This is a genomic window from Brotaphodocola sp. (assembly GCF_050873065.1).
Lineage (GTDB): Bacteria > Bacillota > Clostridia > Lachnospirales > Lachnospiraceae > Brotaphodocola.
The window spans coordinates 1-19,493 of the sequence record NZ_JBNMIC010000043.1 but is presented as its reverse complement, the minus strand read 5'-3'; the positions used below and the strand labels follow the sequence as shown (position 1 = coordinate 19,493).

At 49.1% G+C, this 19,493-nt stretch carries 14 protein-coding genes and 2 pseudogenes; 14 read left to right on the top strand and 2 right to left on the bottom strand.

All coding sequences use genetic code 11. The features are described from left to right. Positions 1–151 precede the first annotated feature (151 nt). From ACR0QE_RS10525 to ACR0QE_RS10470, 12 genes and pseudogenes are all read left to right on the top strand, one after another. Complete coding sequence (locus ACR0QE_RS10525; RefSeq protein WP_432628308.1) at positions 152–655, top strand: NAD(P)H-dependent oxidoreductase subunit E; 504 nt, start codon at positions 152–154, stop codon at positions 653–655. Positions 656–658: 3 nt separating this feature from the next. Beyond that, positions 659–1,945 (top strand): complex I 51 kDa subunit family protein, encoded by a 1,287-nt coding sequence (locus tag ACR0QE_RS10520; RefSeq protein ID WP_432628307.1) that lies wholly within the window; start codon positions 659–661, stop codon positions 1,943–1,945. Next, positions 1,942–3,663, top strand: a complete 1,722-nt coding sequence (locus tag ACR0QE_RS10515; protein WP_432628306.1) for an NADH-dependent [FeFe] hydrogenase, group A6 — start codon at positions 1,942–1,944, stop codon at positions 3,661–3,663. The genes ACR0QE_RS10520 and ACR0QE_RS10515 overlap by 4 nt, the downstream gene beginning before the upstream one ends. 49 nt (positions 3,664–3,712) lie before the next feature. Beyond that, on the top strand, positions 3,713–4,903 hold the full coding sequence (locus ACR0QE_RS10510) for a LysR substrate-binding domain-containing protein (RefSeq protein WP_432628305.1): 1,191 nt from the start codon (positions 3,713–3,715) through the stop codon (positions 4,901–4,903). A 281-nt stretch (positions 4,904–5,184) separates the two neighbouring features. Further along, positions 5,185–7,509: pseudogene (locus ACR0QE_RS10505) on the top strand (alpha/beta hydrolase domain-containing protein); the annotation flags it as partial. A gap of 48 nt (positions 7,510–7,557) precedes the next feature. Beyond that, positions 7,558–9,843, top strand: a pseudogene (locus ACR0QE_RS10500) (glycoside hydrolase family 3 N-terminal domain-containing protein); the annotation flags it as partial. A 237-nt stretch (positions 9,844–10,080) separates the two neighbouring features. After that, entirely contained in the window at positions 10,081–10,422 is a 342-nt protein-coding gene (locus ACR0QE_RS10495) for a hypothetical protein (RefSeq protein ID WP_432628309.1), read from the top strand. A 323-nt stretch (positions 10,423–10,745) separates the two neighbouring features. Next, positions 10,746–12,284 (top strand): DUF1538 domain-containing protein, encoded by a 1,539-nt coding sequence (locus ACR0QE_RS10490; RefSeq protein WP_432628304.1) that lies wholly within the window; start codon positions 10,746–10,748, stop codon positions 12,282–12,284. Between the two features lie 78 nt (positions 12,285–12,362). Next, a complete protein-coding gene (locus ACR0QE_RS10485) occupies positions 12,363–13,061 on the top strand; it encodes a P-II family nitrogen regulator (RefSeq protein WP_432628303.1) in 699 nt (232 codons plus the stop codon). Positions 13,062–13,366: 305 nt separating this feature from the next. Then, positions 13,367–14,194 carry a purine-nucleoside phosphorylase gene (locus ACR0QE_RS10480; RefSeq protein WP_432628302.1) on the top strand — a complete coding sequence of 276 codons (828 nt, stop codon included), beginning with the start codon at positions 13,367–13,369 and terminating at the stop codon, positions 14,192–14,194. Between the two features lie 129 nt (positions 14,195–14,323). Then, a complete protein-coding gene (locus ACR0QE_RS10475) occupies positions 14,324–15,682 on the top strand; it encodes a sodium-dependent transporter (protein ID WP_432628301.1) in 1,359 nt (452 codons plus the stop codon). A gap of 38 nt (positions 15,683–15,720) precedes the next feature. Further along, entirely contained in the window at positions 15,721–16,413 is a 693-nt protein-coding gene (locus ACR0QE_RS10470; protein WP_432628300.1) for an HAD family hydrolase, read from the top strand. Between the two features lie 70 nt (positions 16,414–16,483). On the opposite strand, the gene ACR0QE_RS10465 is transcribed toward ACR0QE_RS10470, so the two are convergent. Together ACR0QE_RS10465 and ACR0QE_RS10460 are read right to left on the bottom strand one after the other, a co-directional pair. Beyond that, the gene (locus ACR0QE_RS10465) at positions 16,484–17,839 is read right to left on the bottom strand and encodes a peptidoglycan-binding protein (RefSeq protein ID WP_432628299.1); all 1,356 of its coding nucleotides are present in this window, start codon (positions 17,837–17,839) and stop codon (positions 16,484–16,486) included. Between the two features lie 91 nt (positions 17,840–17,930). After that, positions 17,931–18,242: a helix-turn-helix domain-containing protein gene (locus tag ACR0QE_RS10460; protein ID WP_432628298.1), complete on the bottom strand. Its 312-nt coding sequence runs from the start codon at positions 18,240–18,242 to the stop codon at positions 17,931–17,933. 302 nt (positions 18,243–18,544) lie between these two features. On the opposite strand from ACR0QE_RS10460, the gene loaP reads away from it, so the two are divergent. Both loaP and ACR0QE_RS10450 read left to right on the top strand, forming a co-directional pair. Continuing rightward, complete coding sequence (gene loaP / locus ACR0QE_RS10455) at positions 18,545–19,075, top strand: antiterminator LoaP (RefSeq protein WP_432628297.1); 531 nt, start codon at positions 18,545–18,547, stop codon at positions 19,073–19,075. Between the two features lie 50 nt (positions 19,076–19,125). Next, entirely contained in the window at positions 19,126–19,401 is a 276-nt protein-coding gene (locus ACR0QE_RS10450; RefSeq protein WP_432628296.1) for a hypothetical protein, read from the top strand. Positions 19,402–19,493: the final 92 nt, after the last annotated feature.

Sequence of the window (19,493 nt, the reverse complement as noted above, 5' to 3'; positions counted from 1 at the left end):
CCTATACTTGTTTTCAGAAAAAACAGTCAGGTCAGAGAAAATGTTCAAGAAAATATTCAGCAGGATCTGCGAGAGATTCCATTGGAATCCTGATTTTTTGGACAAGCAAGAGTTATTCTTGAGACCTGTTTTTGAAAGGAGAAGGGTCCGGATGAGAGAAGAAGAGAATTACAGTTACAAGACCCCGTCATCCCAGCTGGTGAAGATTGCGGAGATTGCTTCCCACTACAAAGGGAGACCGGAGATGCTGATGAAGGTGATTACAAAGGTTCAGAAGATTGAACCGGCGTTTTCCGCCTCGGTTGCCTCGGTGATTGCGAGAGAGATGGATATCCCGCAGACTCAGGTTTACAGTTTTGTCACGTTCTATGCGATGCTTTCCGTAAAGCCGCGCGGCAAATATGTGATCCGCATGTGCAAGAGTGCTCCCTGCCATGTGCGCGGTGCAAAAGAGATTGTCCGGGCACTCGAGGATCTGCTCCAGATCAAGATGGGTGAGACGACGGAGGACAGGAGATTTACGCTTGAGTATTGTCCGTGCCTCGGCGTGTGTGAGCAGTCACCGGCAATTATGATCAACGAGAAGGCTTACGTCAACCTGACGCCGGAGAGCGTCCGGGATGTCGTAAAGCGCTATATCCGTGGGGAGGTGTAAGAGATGGAAGAGCGACAGATTCTTTTGAGAAATCGCGGAAAAATCAATCCGAGAAAGGCTTCCGAGTACATTGCGACCGGCGGATATGAGGCATTAAAGAGAGCCCTCTCGATGAGCGGGGCAGAGATCATTGAGGAGCTTCGCCTTGCAGGCCTTCGCGGACGAGGCGGAGCAGGATTTCCGACTTTCCGCAAAATCCAGTTTGCCTACGACGCGCCGGGAGATGTGAAGTACATCGTCTGCAACGCGGATGAGGGGGAACCGGGAACAAACAAGGACCGCATTCTTCTCTCCTGTGATCCGTGTGCCGTGTTTGAGGGAATGGCGATCGCAGCAAAGGCAGTCAATGCCCATGTCGGTTTCATCTATCTGCGCGCCGAGTACGCATACCTCGTTCCGGTGCTTGAGGCGGCTCTCGAGTCTTCGAGAGAAGAACACTGCTTAGGAAACAACATTATGGGAAGCGGGTTTGACTTTGACATCAAGCTTCGCTCCGGTGCAGGCGCCTATGTCTGTGGCGAGGAGACCGCACTCTTTGAGTCGATTGAGGGAAAGCGGGGCGAGCCGAGATTTAGGCCGCCGTTTCCGGGTATCTCCGGCCTGTTTGGAAAACCGACGGTGCTCAACAATGTCGAGACACTCGCAAACATCGCTCCGATTTTTAGAAATGGCTGGCAGTGGTACCGCACAATCGGAACAGACAACAGCCCGGGCACAAAACTCTTTACGGTCTGCGGAAATGTCAAGCGCCGCGGTGTCTTTGAATTTCCGATGGGAATCAATTTAAAAGACCTGATCTACGAGGTCTGCGGCGGAATGGAGGAAGGACGGGAACTGCTTGCCGTGCAGACAGGTGGTGCATCTGGAGCGATTATCAATGCATCCCAGATCGACATGACGCTCGACATCGATCAGGTGTCGAATTCCGGCGGACGTCTCGGCTGTGGAACGATTCTTGTGATGGATGACCGCAACTGTATCATCGACATTGTGCGGAATAACCTCGAATTTTTCAAGGATGAGTCCTGTGGAAAGTGTACGCCGTGCAGAGAGGGCGGCACCCGTCTCTATCAGCTGATCTGCAAGATCGCGGAGGGGCGCGGAAGCATCAGGGACATTGAGACGATTGAAGATCTGGCGGAAACGATGCGTTTAACCGCACTGTGTGGACTTGGTCACTCCACAGCAGTTCCGGTGACGAGCAGCATCCAGAACTTTTATTCTTGTTATCTGCGCCATATTGACCGGGAATACTGCCATGTGTGCAGCGAGGAGGACGATGCGGTATGATTAATCTGACGATAGATGGAGAAGCGATTGCGGTAGAGGAGGGAACGACAATCTTAGAGGCAGCCAGAAGGCTCAATGTTCACATCCCTACGCTCTGCCATCACGAGGATCAGGCTGTCAAGGCAGTCTGCCGGATCTGTGTGGTCGAGGTCGAGGGACAGCGCCTTCTGCCGACGGCCTGCAGCATGCCGGTCTCAGAGGGAATGGTTGTAAAGACCGCATCCCCGAAAGTCATCAAGGCGAGAAAGAACATCATGGAGCTGATTCTCGCGAGACATCCCCAGGATTGTCTCGTCTGCTCCAAAAACGGAAAATGCCAGCTTCAGAAGGTCGCACGAGACTTAAATATGAACCGCCCGAACCGATATGAGCTTGATGTGAGGGAAAAATGGTTTGACGATTCATCCCCGTCGATTGTCCGCGACATGAGTAAATGTATTCTCTGCGGGCGCTGTGTCGAGGCGTGCACGAAGGGACAGGGAATCACGGTTATGGCAAAGGAAAACCGCGGATACGGCACAGCGGTTGTCCCGCCTTACGGAAAGAAACTCGTCGATACCTGCTGCGTCAACTGCGGCCAGTGTATTCAGGTCTGTCCGGTCGGCGCCCTCTCGATCCGCGACAATACGGACGAGATCTACGATCAGATCGCAAAGGGAAAACACGTTGTCGCCCAGATTGCTCCATCGGTGCGCATCACGCTTGCGGAGTCACTCGGATATGCGCCGGGCACAGTGACGACAGGAAAAATCATCCACGCAATGCGAAAAATCGGATTTTCCAAAGTGTTTGACTCTGATTTCACGGCAGATCTGACGATCATGGAGGAGGGAACCGAGTTCTTGAACCGCCTGAAAAATGGGGGAACGCTTCCGATGATGACATCCTGCTGTCCGGCATGGGTCAAGTACTGTGAGACTTATGGCTACGAACAGCTCTCGCATCTCTCGAGTGCAAAATCTCCCCAGCAGATGTTCGGTGCAGTGATTAAGACGTATTACGCAAAGAAGGCCGAGATCGACCCGAAGGAGATCTGCAGTGTCTCGGTTATGCCGTGTACCGCAAAGAAATTTGAGTGCAAGCGCTCTGAGATGTGTGACAGCGGCTATCAGGATGTCGACATTTCGATCACAGTCGAGGAACTTGCCAAGATGATCCGCACTGCGGGAATTCATTTTGACGATCTCGAGGATCAGGAGTTTGACAGCCCGTTCGGTCTCGGAAGCGGCGCCGGACAGATCTTTGGAACAACCGGCGGTGTGATGGAGGCAGCCCTGCGCACGGTCTATGAGGTTGTGACCGGCAAGACGCTTCCTCGCCTTGAGTTCGATCAGGTTCGCGGCACGGAGGGAATCCGCGAGGCGGAGATTGATTTAAACGGCATGAAAGTCCGCGTCGCAGTCGTTCACGGTCTGAGCAATGCGAGAAAAGTGCTCGATGAGGTCAAGGCAGGAACTTCCCCGTATCACTTCATTGAAGTCATGGCGTGTGAGGGCGGATGCATCGGCGGAGGCGGAAATGCACCGAAGACGCGCCGGATTCTTGCAGAGAGAAGACGCGCGATCTATGAGGAGGACAGAAATCTGCCGATCCGGAAATCCCATGAGAACCCGTATGTGCAGAGACTTTATGAGGAATTCCTCGGAGAGCCGCTCGGAGAGCGTTCCCACAAACTGCTTCACACGACGTATCACAGCAGAAGAGATCTGCTCCGATAAGAACAGAGAGAAAAATAGAAATAAGAACGAAAGAGGGGAAGAGAAGACAATGAATGAACGACAGCTGCGTTATCTTGAAACAATTGCAGAGCAGGGAAGCATTCAGAAAGCTTCCTCTCTGTTAAAACGGGATGCATCGACCTTAAACCGGGTTGTCCGCTCCGTCGGGGAGGAACTGGGAGTGACCCTGTTTCGCAGAAGTCACAGCGGTGTTGTGCCGACTCCGGAGGGGGAGGTTGTGATTGCGTTTGGAAGAAAGATCCGCGCGATCTTTACAGAGATCCGCACACTCGGAAATATGGAAACTTCCTATCTGCGGGAGTGGACGGACAGTGATGTCCGGTATCTGATTGAGATCCGGCAGCAGAAGAATATTTCCCGGGCGGCTGATGAACTTTTTATCGCCCAGCCGTCGCTCAGCCAGGCGGTGATTCAGATCGAGGAGAGTCTTGGCGTCTCGCTGTTTCTTCGAACAAGCGAGGGGGTTGAGGAGACTGCGGTGGGAAGCATCATTCTCGATCAGTTAGAGCAGATCCGGGGGCTTTCCCGTCAGATGAGGGTGGAGCTTGAGGCATATCAGCAGATGAAAAAGGGAATCTTGACAGTGGGGATCCCCGTAAACCTTGCTGCCTACGTGCTTCCGGCCGTGCTCCCGGAATTTTCGGAACTCTATCCGGGGATTCAGGTCAAGTTTCGCGAGAACAACTCTCTGGAGTTAGAGCGCCTTCTTTTTCAGAAAAAGGTAGATTTCTGTGTGATGCACTTTCAGGAGGAGTCACAGGGACTTCAGTATGAAAAATTTCTCGATGACCCGTTTTATCTCGTGCTTCCGATGAGCTGGCACGGCAGATTTCCATTTCAGAAGAATCAGCCGCTGACTGCAACACAGATTTCCCTGCTCGCACAGGAGCCGTTTATCCTTGTGGAGAGCAGGCAGAAACTGCGGCTTGTCGGGGATCAGATTTTAAGCCGCGCGGGAATCATTCCGGATGTGCGGTACGTCTCGAAAAGCATGGAGACGACGAAGCGCCTTGTTGCAGCGGGACTCGGGGCGACCTTCCTCCCGCGCTCGTATCTGACACTGTTTTCCGGGACGGAGGGACTTGAGTATTTCCCGATTGACCGGAGCATGCACGCGCTCTGGCAGCTCGTGGCGGCATACCGAAAAGAAGAAGAACTTCCGCTGAGTGCAAGAAAATTTCTTGAGATCTCCAAGCGGGAGATGGAAAAGGGACTGTGAGAGCAGTTCCTTTTTTCTTTGGATCGAAAATCATATAAACAAAAACGATAAAAATGTGCATAATTGATGCAAAAACGAAGAAAACAAGGATAAGATGTTAAAAAAGTGCTAAGAAAGTTAAAAAAGTCTTGTATCGTTTGTGAAAAATGCATGATAAAATAAGACCTATCAGGCCTGAAAAGTGAAAAACGTACAAGAGAGGAGAAGGGACTGTGAAAAAAACAGGGGGAAACAACAGTCACAAGAATCTTGGGAAAGTCCGCAGACAGACTGCTTCTGCAATGGCAGCGGTACTGACGGCAACGAGTATTCTTCCGAGTTATGCGTGGGCAGCACCGAAGGGAGCATCCAAGTATAACTGGTATATCATGGATACGGACGAAAATATTGACGATGAAGATGAGGACACCTATGCGACATCGTCAAACGCTTCGAAAGCGACAGCATCAAATGCATCATCTGGCAAGGCGACGGCGTCAAATGCGACTGCATCAAATGCAACGGCATCGAACGCACTTGCAATGGCAGTTCGCTCGTTTAACAGACCGGTTAAGTTTGTGGATGAAAACGGGGATGTGATTGAGGGAGATGAAAAGAACATTCCGGAGACATCTTCAAGCTACCCGTATCTGAGTCAGACGAGAGAGCGCACGAAGGGCGGAATTGATCTTTCGGATTACGGATATGTGGAAAATGAATATTTTCTTGCAGGAAATGCCAATGTTTATCAGGCACAGGGAAGCAAGCTTGCGACAAAGAGCGATGCAGATTATGTAGACCGCGTGATTGTTTTTAAACCGGAAAATCCAGATGATTTTAACGGAACGGTCTATGTGGAGATTCTGAATGCGAGCAGCGGAGTTGACCTTCCGGATATCTGGCGGAGAAGCTATGAGTATTTTATGCGGGAAGGGTGCATTTATGTCGGAGTGACTTCCAAGAGCGGAAATGTCGATGCACTGAAGAAGTTTGACAAAGATCGTTATAAGGCGCTCAAATGGACGAACAATGGAATTATCTGGGATATTCTTGGTCAGGTTGGCGCAGAGTTAAAGAGAGACGGGTCTACTCTCTTGTACGGAGAAGACGGGGATGGAGCAGATGCCTGCTATCTGATCGGTCAGTCACAGTCGGGATTTTATGTCAATACCTTTAACAATTATTTTGGAGAGGCAAACTATTTAGTCGATCCGGAATATGCCGATGCAATCGAGACAGGAGAAGATGTGGATGACCTCTATAAGGAGGGTGCAGATCACATCTATGATGGTATCTTAAATGTTGTCGGCGGCGCCGCTGCGATGCCGGTGGACATTGATAAGGGAAGCTTCCAGTTTGGCGCGCCGAACAAGGCATCCCGGATTCCGTTTATCCTTCTTGTCGGAGAGAATGATTATAACCCGAGTGTAGTCAGAAAGGATTCTGATGAGCCGGAAGTGGATATGTATCGTCACTATGTCTTTGCAGGCGGTGCACATTCAAGCAAGATCTTCCTCCCGGATATGAAAGATGAGATCCAGATGAAGGCGGGAAGACCGGCAGGAGACTATGTCGCATTCAAGAAAGATGCCAAGACGGGACGTCCGAATACGAACACCGATCTTGATATGGATGTGTTTGTCAATGCGGCACTGTACAATCTTGATGAGTGGGCAAACGGAAGTGAGGTGGCTCCTTACGGCCCGACGACTGATGAAGTCCACGGAAAAATGGTTTCTTCCGGATATTTCAGCATGTTTGTTCCGGAACGTGATGAAAATGGAAATATGGAAGGCGGAATCCGTTCTCCTCAGGTGAGTGTTCCGGTCGGAGCATATTACGGCGGGGCAAACGGAGCGTACAGCACCGATGGCGGTTCGATGGTCTACTTTGATGATGAGACGCTTGGGGATCTCTACACGGATCGGGAAGATTATCTGGAGAAGTATGCCGAGGCACTCGATGAGGCAATTGCCGAGGGATGGATCCTTGAAGAGGACCGTGAGCGCATGATGAAACATGCTGAAAATGAGCCGATTTTCGGAAATCCGGGAAGTGATGATGAAGAAATTGAGGATTCCATGAAGAGTGCTCCGACTGTCGCAGAGAAGAATCGTGTACAGCAGACAGCCGGAAATATTTCTTATACAGATTCCGAGTATCAGCTGAGCGGAAAGGCGAATGTGTATGGAATTCAGAGAGAAAACAGCCTGTATCGCCGCAGAATGTACCGCATGGATTACACAAACTATGCCCGCGTCTGTGTACCTGAGAATTTTAAGGGTGAGGTTGTGGTTGATCTGATTCTTGATGGAGAACAGGACAGAGATGTCTCCTCTTACATGAAGGCTGGAAAGGCCTATGTTGGAATCACGGCAGATCCATCTTCCGCAAAGACGAAGGGTGGAAACTGGGAGATTTTGAGCAACAATAAGGGCGAGACAAAGCGTACGGAGCTTGGACTCAGATGGGATATTATCAGCCAGACAATCACTGCTATTCGAGAGGGTGGTTTTGGCGAGGCAGTTTCCGGAGATGAGGACACGTTAAAGATCGTTCTTGGACTGGACAGCAAGGAGAGAGATCTTGTCTATACCTATCAGCAGATGTTTGAAAAATTCGATGCTTACTCGGTGCAGACGATGAGCCTCGGAAAGAATGCGAAACTGACTGCGATGAACGAGCTGGATCAGGCTCTGGCAGACAAGAAAACAGAGACCGGACTCTGGTCTTCTGTGATTCAGTATCAGGAGAATGGAAGCGGGGAACCGGTAATCGGAGCAACCGCAAAAGACATTATCGAGAAAGATGGAAAGTATTTTAAGGATTCCAATGGAAATGGAGTTCTGGATGCATATGAGGACTGGAGACTTGACGCGGAGACGAGAGCGAAAGATCTTGTCGCTCAGATGAGTATTGATGATAAGATTGGTATGATGTTCAACAATTCGAGAGGAATGGGCATCAATGCAAAAGAGAAGGATTCCACCGGACTTTTAGATGAGACGGAGAAGAAGGGAGATACCTCAATCTTTGGTCAGACGGAGACTCTTGGAACAACTGCAACGATCGAGGAACTCAAACTGCGTCATTTTATTCTGAGACAGAATCCGGAGCCGGAGGATATGGCAAGCTGGATCAATCAGATGAACTATGTGGCTGAGGGAACAGATCTCGGCATTCCGGTGCTTGTAAGTTCGAATTCCAGAAATGAGAACGGCCAGATGACATTCGGAATGAATGATGCATCCGGTGTATTTTCTACCTGGCCGGGTACGATGGGTCTTGCAGCGGCAGCGAAAGGAGATATTGCGTCTGGAAAGGATGCTTCTCTGATTTCCCAGTTTGCTGAGATCGGAAAGAGCGAGTGGGATGCCAGCGGTCTGAAAAAGGGCTACATGTATATGGTAGATACGATGACAGATCCGAGATGGCAGAGAACGTATGGAACGTTTGGAGAAGATCCGAATTTCATCGCAGACGCTGCAGAACGTCTTGTCGTTGGATTCCAGGGAAGCAGTGAGGGCGTACAGTCAGACGGAGTTGCGCTGACGATCAAGCATTTCCCGGGCGGCGGAGCGAGAGAGAATGGTTTTGATCCGCATTACAAACAGGGTCAGTGGAATGTTTACCAGACAGAGGACAGTCTTCGCAAGTATCATCTGCCGGGCTTTGAGGCAGCGGTGGATAATCATGTTTCCTCCATCATGCCGTACTATGCAAAACCGGCTCCTGACAAGAGTGAGCCACAGTACGATAAGAACGGCAAACAGCTGAATATGCAGCAGGTTGGATTTGCATTCAATAAGGAATTCATTCAGGGACTTCTCAGAGACCAGCTGGGCCATGAAGGATATGTCAACAGTGACAGTGGCATTATCAATAACATGGCATGGGGAGTTGAAAAACTGGATGTTCCGGAGCGTGCCGCCTATGCGGTCAATGCAGGAACAGACATCATCGGTGACACGAATGATGTGTGGTCCATGCGAGAGGCTTATGAGCGTTCGGCAGATGGAAGCAAGAGTGATTACTATGATACCCATGAGATTGCTTATGGTTTCACAAAGGACGAGGTAACTGTGACGGAGGAAGCTCTCAATCAGGCAAATGAGAGACTGCTGAGGGAAATGTTTGAGCTTGGCTTATTTGAAAATCCGTACCGTGATCCGGATGAGGCCAAAGCAACCGTGGACAATCCGGAAAACTGGGATGCGGCATATGAGGCACACCAAAAGTCCGTTGTCCTGCTGAAGAACAAAGAGAATATTCTTCCACTTAGTGAGACAAAGCTGAATGGAAAACGCGTTTATGTCGAGTATTTTGCCCAGAATGGCGGAAGTACCCAGACCGAAGCACTGAGAAAGAATTTAGAGAGCAAGTATCAGATGACGCTGACGGATGATTACGCAAATGCAGATTACGCAATTCTGTTTGTAAATCCGAGTTCTGGAAATTACTTCTCTGCAACAGCCGGATATCTGGAGCTTGATATCTGCGATGGAAAGACCGTTCACAATGTCGATGAGGAAGGTCGTCCAGTTGCGGCAACCCATGAGGAGACAACTCTCAAAGATGCAGGAAAGATTCAGACGATTGCGGATGCTGTTCATGCAAATGGCGGTAAGGTGATTACGAACGTCAACTTTACACTTGCATGGCTCCTTGGAAATGTGGAGCCGTACTCTGATGCAGTTCTGGCAGGATTTGATACCTATGCGGATGCAACGATGGATGTTATGACCGGCAAGTATCAGCCGAGCGGAAAAATGCCGATCACGCTTCCGAAGAATGACGATGTGATCGCTGTCAATGCGGATGGCGTCTGTGTTTCCAGAAATGATGTTCCGGGATATGCGAAAGATCAGTACATGCCGGAGAGCATGAAGGATGAGAATGGAAAAGCCTATGCATATCGTGACAGTGAGGGCAATTATTATGAGCTGAACTATGGCTTGACATATTCCTCTTCACCGGAGACTCCGGATGAGCCGAGCAAACCGGGCAAGCCAGAAGAGCCGGAGAAGCCAGAGAATCCGGACCATGGAAACACGGGTGATAATGGCAATGACAGCAACAGTGGTAACAGCGGAACAAACACCGGACATGGCGGCGGAAGCGGAAATGGAAGCGGAAGATCCCATGCGACTTCAACAGGAAATGTAAGTGCCTCTGTCATTGCTGTGGCAGGAGACTGGATGAAGAATGAACAGGGAAGCTGGACATTCAAGATGGCAGACGGAACGATGGCGAAGTCTGCATGGATTCCGACCAGTTGGAATGGTTCGATTGAGTGGTATTATTTCAATGAAGATGCGACCATGGCAGTCGGCTGGATTCACCTTGACGGACAGTGGTATTATCTCAGCGATGAGGAAGGAAATCGAGGCAGAATGTATACCGGCTGGCATGAGATCGGTGGAAAATGGTATTATTTCCATATGGAATCAGATGGAACCCGCGGCCGTCTCCTGACTTCGACGACAACTCCGGATGGATATAAAGTGGATGCAAATGGAGTCTGGAATAAGAACAAGTAAGTAGAGTAGTAAGCAGAGTAAATAGCGGATTTTAAAACCAGCTTTTGGTTGATGAAACAGATCAGCCAGAGGCTGGTTTTTGCTTTATAGGAAATTGTGTCCTGTGAAAGAAAAAATAATATCTGTCAAAAAAATTTGATAATAAGAAATTATCTTGAAAATTTACGTTAAAGTTTCTTAACAACCACAGAATCTTCACAAAGTTTATGCTACAATAAGGGCTCAGACAAAAATGAGTGCAGAAAAGACAGAAAAACAAAAAATAACTGCAAGCTGCACAAAAACAGGAAAATAAAAAACAGAGAGAAAGAAGGGAGTCAGGTTTGATCAGAGAACGGACAAAACTGCATGAAAAATTGCAGGAGGCACTCAGTGCGGTGCTTCCAATCATTGCGATTGTGCTTGTGCTTTGCTTTACAGTAGCTCCGCTCTCGCCGGGAATTTTGCTGTGTTTTCTGTGCGGGGCGGTAATGCTGATTGTGGGGATGATGTTTTTTACGCTGGGAGCGGAAATGTCGATGAGTCCGATGGGCGAACGGGTTGGATCGAGTCTCTCCAAATGCAGGAGCCTTCTGGCGCTGACGGCGCTTGCATTTGCGCTCGGTTTTGTGGTTACAATCTCGGAACCGGATCTTCAGGTGCTTGCCGGGCAGGTGCCTTCAATTCCGAATATGACACTGATTTTAGCGGTGGCTGGGGGAGTCGGAGTCTTTCTTGCGATTGCGCTGCTTCGTATGCTGCTTGGAATTGCACTTCCGCCGCTTCTCGTCGGATGTTATGCGCTCGTCTTTCTTCTGGCATTTCAGATTCCGAAAGATTTTGTCGGCGTTGCGTTTGACTCGGGCGGAGTGACGACAGGGCCGATGACGGTGCCGTTTATCCTTGCACTCGGAGCCGGTATCTCGGCAGTCCGCGGCGACCGCCATGCAGCCTCTGATAGCTTTGGTCTTGTCGCTCTGTGCTCGGTCGGTCCGATTCTTGCCGTGCTTCTTCTCGTGAAGATTTATCAGCCTGAGAACAGTACATATACGGTGACGCAGATTCCGACCGTCACAGATTCTGTGGAGCTTGCGAAAATGTTTGCCGAGGGACTTCCAGAATATCTAAAGGAGATTGCTGTTTCGATGCTTCCGATCCTTGGATTTTTTGGGATTTTTCAGATCCTTGTTCTGAAAATAGGAAAGCGTCCGCTCACGAGAATCGGGATCGGCCTTGTATACACTTATGTGGGGCTCGTGTTGTTTCTGACTGGTGCGAATGTCGGTTTCATGCCGGCGGGAACATATCTCGGTGAGGTGCTTGCGGGACTTTCGTATCGCTGGATTATCGTGCCGATCGGTATGCTGATCGGTTACTTTATCGTAAAAGCGGAACCAGCGGTCTATGTGCTGAATAAGCAGGTGGAGGAGATCACGGACGGAGCAATCCCGGCGAGCGCGATGGGCGCAAGCCTCTCGATTGGTGTGGCGTGTTCAGTTGGAATTGCGATGCTTCGCGTGCTCACAGGAATCCCGATTCTCTGGATTCTGATTCCTGGATATGGGATTGCGATTGGTTTGTCCTTCTTTGTGCCGAAGATTTTTACAGCGATTGCATTTGACTCAGGTGGAGTTGCCTCTGGTCCGATGACCGCAGCCTTTCTGCTTCCGTTAGCGCAGGGGGCGTGCAGTGCTGTGGGGGGAAATATTGTGCAGGATGCGTTCGGTGTGGTTGCGATGGTTGCGATGACTCCTCTTATCACAATTCAGATTCTCGGGGTGATTTTCCAGCTCAAGAGCAAAAAGGCAAAAGGAAGAGCACCGCTTCCGGCAGGCGCTACTGCATGGGATTTGATGGATGAGGATGCAATTATTGAGCTGTAAACGGGATTTTGAATGAGAATTTAAAATAAGAAAAGTGAGTGAGATAATGTGCAGGAGAGAGGTGAAATTAGATAGAATATGAGTGAACTGTGTATGATGATGACGATCACCAACCGGTCGATGTACCGGAAATTTCAGGATTTTTATCAGGAACAGGGACTGGCGGTTTCCTTTGGAACGGTCGGCCGCGGAACAGCTGCGAATGAAACCTTAAATCTGCTCGGACTGGAGAATGCAGAGAAAGCGCTGATCTGGTCGTTTGTGACAGAGCGCGTCTGGGAGAAGATCAAGATCGGACTTCAGACGAAAATGAGAATCGATCTTCCGGGAATGGGAGTGGCATTTATCATTCCGCTCTCAAGCATCGGAGGAAAGAGGGCGCTACAGTTCCTTACGGAAAATCAGAATTTTGAGAAAGAGGAGGAGTCGACCTTGAAGGATACCAGATACGAGTTGTTGATTGCGATTTCCAATCAGGGTTATACCGAAATGGTGATGGATGCGGCGCGGAGCGCGGGGGCATCCGGTGGTACGGTGATTCACGCGAAGGGAACGGGAATGGAGCGCGCAGAGCATTTTCTCGGAGTTGTGCTCGTTGCCGAAAAAGATGTCGTCCTGATTGTTGTCAAGAAAGAGCAGAAAAATGACATCATGCAGGCAATCATGAGAGATGCCGGTGTGAAGAGCAAGGCGGGAACGATCGTATTTTCTCTCCCGGTGACTTCGACTGCGGGAATGCGCCTGATTGAGGATGCAAAAGAGGAGAAGGAAGCGTAAGAAATAAAGAATACGGTAGTTCATAAGATTTTTGGGAGACCTTGTAGCTGTGTGTGGCAAGGTCTTCTTTTTGTGTTGGAATCTGTGTCAGAATCAGCGTCGGAATCAGCCTGCTTCTTGACGAAAGTCCATTGGAACGGTATACTTAATAGGCAATCTGAACAGAAAAAAAGGGGGCGCCTGAGAAATGTCTGTGGCATGGATCAGGAAAGGTAAGAGTCAAAAAACAAAACAGGAGTCAGACAAAACAAAAGCAGGCAGTTAGAACAGCCAATCAGAAATTAGAAAAGGAGGAGATATTTTTTATGACGAAAGCTTATGAGCGTCTTTTAAACTGCTACGAGTGTTTTAAGAAGAAAGTGAATTTCACCCCGAAGGTGGCACTGATCCTCGGTTCCGGTCTTGGCGACTACGCAGATGGAATCAAGATTGAGGCGACTCTCGACTATCATGAGATCGACGGTTTCCCGGTATCGACAGTCAGCGGACACAAGGGCCGTTTCGTGTTTGGCTATGTCAATGAGGTTCCGGTTGTGATCATGCAGGGCCGCGTTCACTACTATGAGGGATATTCGATGGAAGATGTTGTGCTCCCGACCCGTCTGATGAAGATGATGGGCGCGGAGATTCTGTTCCTGACAAATGCAGCGGGCGGAGTCAATTTCGACTACAAGGCGGGCGACTTTATGATGATCACGGACCAGATTGCAAACTTTGTGCCGTCTCCGCTTATCGGACCGAATATTGACGAGCTTGGTCTGCGTTTCCCGGATATGAGTGAGATCTACAATAAGAAGCTGTGTGAGATCATCCGCCAGACCGCAAAAGATTTAAACATTGATCTGAAAGAGGGCACTTATGTTCAGCTGACCGGTCCGAACTTTGAGAGCCCGCATGAGGTGAAGATGTGCCGGATTCTCGGCGGCGATGCAGTGGGGATGAGCACGGCGTGCGAGGCGATTGCGGCAAATCATATGGGAATGAAAGTCTGCGGAATTTCCTGCATTTCCAATATGGGATGTGGAATGAGCGACCAGCCGCTGACCCATGAAGAAGTCAAAGAGACGGCTGACCGTGTGGCTCCGCTGTTTAAACAGCTGATCACAGAATCCGTCACCCGCATGGGAAAGTAGGAAAAGCGGAAATGCAGAAAAAGTAGAAAAGGCAAGAATTAAAAATGATGAATCATAAATGCCCGAAAAGTCCTTTATTCTGGCATTTATGAAAAAGAAAATGGATATGGAAGAGGAAAACGAAAACAAATGGAACAGAGAGAAACTTTTGGATCAAGACTTGGTTTCCTGCTGCTCTCAGCAGGATGTGCCATCGGAATCGGAAATGTGTGGAGATTCCCGTATGTGACCGGACAGAACGGCGGCGGTGTGTTTGTACTGTTTTACCTGATCTTTCTGGCACTGATGGGAGTTCCGGTACTTTCCATGGAATTCTCGGTGGGACGTGCAAGTCATAAGAGTCCGGTAAAGGCATATCAGGCTCTTGAACGTCCGGGACAGAAATGGCATCTGCACGGATACGTTGCACTTTTCGGCAACTATATGCTGATGATGTACTACACGACTGTGGCAGGATGGATGTTTAATTACTTTTATAAGTTCCTGACGGGCGCATTTTCCGGTATGGATGCAGAGGGTGTACAGGGTATTTTTGGCGGAATGCTTGCAGACCCGGTACAGAATGTGCTCTGGATGGGAATCGTCATTGTGCTCGGCATCATCGTCTGTGCACAGGGACTTCAGAATGGCGTAGAGCGAATCACCAAGTGCATGATGACGGGACTTTTGTGCCTGATCATTGTGCTGGCTGTTCACGGAATGATGCTTCCGGGCGGTTCTGAGGGACTGAAATTCTACCTTCTGCCGGACTTCAAGCGCGCAAGTGAGGTTGGTATCGGAAATGTGATTGTTGCAGCGATGAACCAGTCCTTCTTCACGCTGAGCCTTGGTATCGGCGCAATGGCAATCTTTGGAAGCTATCTGGATAAGAAGAATACCCTTCTCGGAGAGGCAGTCAACGTCGGAATCCTTGATACCTTCGTTGCAATCATGGCAGGTCTGATCATTTTCCCGGCTTGCTTTGCCTTTGGGGTAAATCCGGACAGCGGTCCGAGCCTGATCTTCATCACCCTGCCGAATGTCTTCGCATCGATGGCAGGCGGACGGATCTGGGGAAGCCTGTTCTTCCTGTTTATGGCATTTGCAGCATTCTCCACAGTAATCGCCGTGTTTGAGAATATCATCGCCTGCGACATGGAGATGCTTCACATTGACAGACGGAAATCTGCGCTGATGAATCTGGTGCTGCTGTTTGTCCTGTCTCTTCCGTGTGCACTTGGATACAACCTGTTGTCCGGTTTTGCACCGATGGGCGCCGGAACCGCAGTGCTTGATCTGGAGGATTTCATCGTGAGCAACCTTCTGCTCCCGTTAGGCTCTCTTGTCTATCTTTTGTTCTGTACCTGGAAACTTGGCTGGGGATACGACAATTATCAGAAAGAGGCGAACCAGGGCGCAGGTTTAAAGACGCCGAAGTGGATGCGCGCCTATGCAAAATATGTGCTTCCGGTGCTGATCGTTCTGCTGTTTTTACAGGGAGTGCTGTAACTTAGACTTTTTTATTTTCGTCTGGGAGGAAAAGAATTATGATTCACTATTGCATTTTTGATCTGGATGGAACGCTTTTAAATACGCTCAAGGCTTTAAATTACACGACAAATCTGGTGCTGGAGCATTTCGGCTATCCGCCGGTGGGCGAGGAGCAGATTCGCCAGTTTGTCGGAGATGGCTACAAGTGTCAGATGGAGCGGGCTTTGCGTTACAGCGGAGATGAGAAACTCGAACACTATGAGGAGAGTTTGGCTCTGTACACAGAGCTTTTTGCAAAGCATTGTCTGTACGAGGTCAAGCCATATGAGGGAATCCCGGAACTTCTCGAGGAGCTGAAAAAGCGGAATATCCGGATTGCAGTTCTTTCCAATAAACCTCATGCCCGCACAGTCGAAAATATTGAGCATGTGTTTGGAAAAGGTTATTTTGACTATATTGCCGGAGAGCAGCCCGGAGTTCCGAAAAAGCCGGATCCGGCAGGTGTTCTTCGAATTCTGGACGCTTTTGGCGAGACACCGGAGCATGGACTCTATTTTGGGGATACGAACACCGATATGAAGACCGGACTTGGGGCAGGACTTACAACCGTCGGTGTGAGCTGGGGATTCCGCCCGCGCACAGAACTCGAATCGTTTCATCCACAGTATGTGATTGATCATCCGGGCGAGGTCATTGAAAAGATCCTGCCGGAGATTTCTCCCGAGAATGCGAAAGAAATAATTAAGTAATAAAAAGTAAATGATAAGCCGTAAAAAGAAGGCGCTGATTGTCGCGAAAACGACAGCCAGCGCCTTCTTTTTATCCGTACAGTTCCCCGATTCCAGATACGCCCACATAAATGTGAGAAATCTTGTACCAGGTTGAAAAATCTACCACTCCCGTCTGGGGAAGACCGAAGATCGACTGAAAGCGCGAGACGGACTCGGCCGTTCCCGGACCATAGATGCCGTCGGTGCTCACACGCGGGATTGCAGAATACACGGTCGCGATCGCGTCGAGCTGTTCCTGAAGCTGCTGAACTTTCTGGCCGGACGCGCCGATTGTCAGCTCATACCCGGGCCAGGAAGCAGGGATTCCGGAGATTTCTTCCGCGGTGTTGATATAGATGCTGTCCCCGTAGAAGCGGCGCAGGATCTGGATCGGATTGTAACCGCGTTCTCCGAGATCGCACGATCCCCACTGTGTCATCCAGCCGCGCTGGAGACACTGGACCTGCCGCCCGTCACAGTACTGGGTCAGAATCGGCTGTTTGACTCCGGGACGCGACAGATAATTGTCGAAAATCTCATCGACAATCACGGAAATGCTTTCATAAATATTTCTCCCGTAGATCCACTTGTGGTCGAAAGCGGTCGAGGAAGTGATTGTGAAATCATAGCCGCGGTTGCGGTAATGTTCTGTGTAGACGCGGTTCAGCGTAAAACTCATGATCGCGAGAACATTGGCGGTGATAGCTGCCTGGGGCCAGGTTGCATAGATCTCACTCGAAGCCACATTTTTGATGTAGTCGCGGTAAGGAACATAGTAATCGCGCGCAGAGGAATCCGTCGGCACTCCGTCATGGACAACGATCGTCTGGGGCACGACAACACGGCTGAGCACAATCTCCCCACTCTCATTGACTGGCTGAATCTCTGCCTCGGCAATCTTTGGGGGATAGGTGCCGTAAAGCGTGTGGTCGGGAATGATGACGGGATTTTCCAAAGGAGCAGGATCACCTTCCGATTCCATCTGCACAGGCTGGATCGCAAAGGCATCGGGAAGAACCTCGCATCCGCGGATCGTCACACTCTTAAATCCGGCAGCAGTGATGCGGATGTTGTAGTTGGCGTAGGGCTGTGGGCTTTCTGGTGTCAGACTGTATTCGAGCGGAGGAGCGGCGAGGCGCAGAGAATCGGTCTGACCGGAGGAATCCGTCGTCGTCTGTTCAATAATCTGGTCCGGTGCATCCGGCATGGACAGCGAAACCGTGGCATTCGGGATCGGAAAACGATTGTCCGAGCGAACCGCCTGAATCTGGAGTGCACCAAATGCGCTTAAGTCCACCTGAGCGGGTGGCGGTGTTTCCTGAATCGTCAGTGTCTTTTTGTCAAGTTTTCTGTCGAATCTCCTGAAATTTTTTCCGCACTTTCTATTTAAATCTTTCAAGTTCATGAAAAATCCCCATAAATCTGATTTTCATTATCTCTTTAAAATATGTAGAAACACCTTCAAAGATTCCGAAATCTGAGGAGATTTTACTTCCCTACAATCCACCGAGCTGGTCGAGCATCAGGAAGGCAAACTGTCTCTTGTCGGGATCAAGTTTCTCCCAGCGGTCGAGGATCTGCTTCTGCTCGCCGGTGAGATCCGGATAATTTCCGCTCTCTGCAAAAAACTGTGCCACAGAGATACCGAATGCCTCGCAAATCCGATTGATGGTCTCGACAGACAATGTATTCTGTTCCCGTTTCATTTTGGAGAATGCAGATTGAGAAATTCCTGTCATCTGAGAAAGGCGATACTTGGTGATTCCACGCTGACTGCACAATTCATCAATGCGTCCGATAATATCCATAAATCCCCCTCCATTTCATCATTTTGTAGAAAAACAAGATTCTTTAGATGTTTATATTGTAAATGGAAGTTGCGGAAAGTTTTAGTAGTCAGATAAGCAACTAAATACTTGTTGAAAATTGCCTTATACATGCACTTATTGTTTCTACATCTTTGGAACTTTTGTTGCGATGAAAAATAGATTCTGGATAAGAGTGGAAAGAAAGCGATGATTGAATATAAGAAAGTACTTTACTTTCTAAAAATAAAGTAGTAGAATGTCGACAGGAAAGTGTGTGCAGGTGAAAGAGAGTGCGATGGAGGATGATGATGCAGGAAAACACCGCGAACTGGTATGCGATTCGTTTAGAAGGACAGGATCAGGAATGCAGAATACTGGATTATTGTCAGGCACTCGGGAAAGATCTTCTGAAAGATGTATTCTTTCCGAAAATCCGATATTTCAAAAAATATCAGGGGGCCTGGCATGAGGAGGAAAAACTTCTTTTTCCAAAATACTTCTTTGTAGTGACTGATCAGATAGACCAAGTGTATAAACTTTTTCAAAAAGCCCCGAAACCCGTTGAGATTCTTGGGACAGGGGACACGCCAGTGGAACTCTCCGATGATGAAATCCATCTTTTAGACAAATTGATGAACCATAGACACGAAATTGAAATGTCAACGGGACGAATCTGCGATGGGCGTCTGGAAGTTTCTTCCGGTCCGCTTAAGGGAATGGAGAGCATGGTTCGAAAGATTGACCGCCATAAACGCATGGCAGTTATCAGAACGCAGATGCTTAAGAGAGATGTGGAGATGCAGGTGGGGCTGGAAGTGACGGAGAAGAGTTAAGAATTGTAAAAACTCAAGTTGATGCGAAGAGGCAAAAAGTGGAGAAAATTATGAAAAAAAAATTTGCGATTGCGATGTTTGGTCATAAGAGGCTGACCAGGGAAGGCGGCATTGAGATTGTCGTAAAAGAACTCTGTACGAGAATGGCACAGAAGGGATATCAGGTGACCTGTTATAACAGGTCGGGTCATCATGTGAGCGGTGCAGAGTATGATGGCAACACAAAAACAGAATATGAGGGAATTCGTCAAAAGTCTGTTCCGACAATTGAGATGAAGGGGTCTGGAGATATAATAGGGTCAACCAAGAAATACCACGATAACTAAAGGGTTTTGACGGCTCGACTCGTTCAACAAAAGTGTTTATTTGCTGATGGGAAGCGGAGAAGCTGAAATCCAAATGTTATATGTGGGAGGTT

What these genes read in the sequence shown, in the direction of transcription:
- ACR0QE_RS10470 (WP_432628300.1), top strand. Translation starts at nt 15,721, where the DNA reads ATGATTCACTATTGCATTTTTGATCTGGATGGAACGCTTTTAAATACG.
- ACR0QE_RS10510 (WP_432628305.1), top strand. Translation starts at nt 3,713, where the DNA reads ATGAATGAACGACAGCTGCGTTATCTTGAAACAATTGCAGAGCAGGGA.
- ACR0QE_RS10520 (WP_432628307.1), top strand. Translation starts at nt 659, where the DNA reads ATGGAAGAGCGACAGATTCTTTTGAGAAATCGCGGAAAAATCAATCCG.
- ACR0QE_RS10485 (WP_432628303.1), top strand. Translation starts at nt 12,363, where the DNA reads ATGAGTGAACTGTGTATGATGATGACGATCACCAACCGGTCGATGTAC.
- ACR0QE_RS10450 (WP_432628296.1), top strand. Translation starts at nt 19,126, where the DNA reads ATGAAAAAAAAATTTGCGATTGCGATGTTTGGTCATAAGAGGCTGACC.
- ACR0QE_RS10515 (WP_432628306.1), top strand. Translation starts at nt 1,942, where the DNA reads ATGATTAATCTGACGATAGATGGAGAAGCGATTGCGGTAGAGGAGGGA.
- loaP (WP_432628297.1), top strand. Translation starts at nt 18,545, where the DNA reads ATGATGATGCAGGAAAACACCGCGAACTGGTATGCGATTCGTTTAGAA.
- ACR0QE_RS10495 (WP_432628309.1), top strand. Translation starts at nt 10,081, where the DNA reads ATGAAGAATGAACAGGGAAGCTGGACATTCAAGATGGCAGACGGAACG.
- ACR0QE_RS10460 (WP_432628298.1), bottom strand. Translation starts at nt 18,242, where the DNA reads ATGGATATTATCGGACGCATTGATGAATTGTGCAGTCAGCGTGGAATC.
- ACR0QE_RS10475 (WP_432628301.1), top strand. Translation starts at nt 14,324, where the DNA reads ATGGAACAGAGAGAAACTTTTGGATCAAGACTTGGTTTCCTGCTGCTC.
- ACR0QE_RS10480 (WP_432628302.1), top strand. Translation starts at nt 13,367, where the DNA reads ATGACGAAAGCTTATGAGCGTCTTTTAAACTGCTACGAGTGTTTTAAG.
- ACR0QE_RS10525 (WP_432628308.1), top strand. Translation starts at nt 152, where the DNA reads ATGAGAGAAGAAGAGAATTACAGTTACAAGACCCCGTCATCCCAGCTG.
- ACR0QE_RS10465 (WP_432628299.1), bottom strand. Translation starts at nt 17,839, where the DNA reads ATGAACTTGAAAGATTTAAATAGAAAGTGCGGAAAAAATTTCAGGAGA.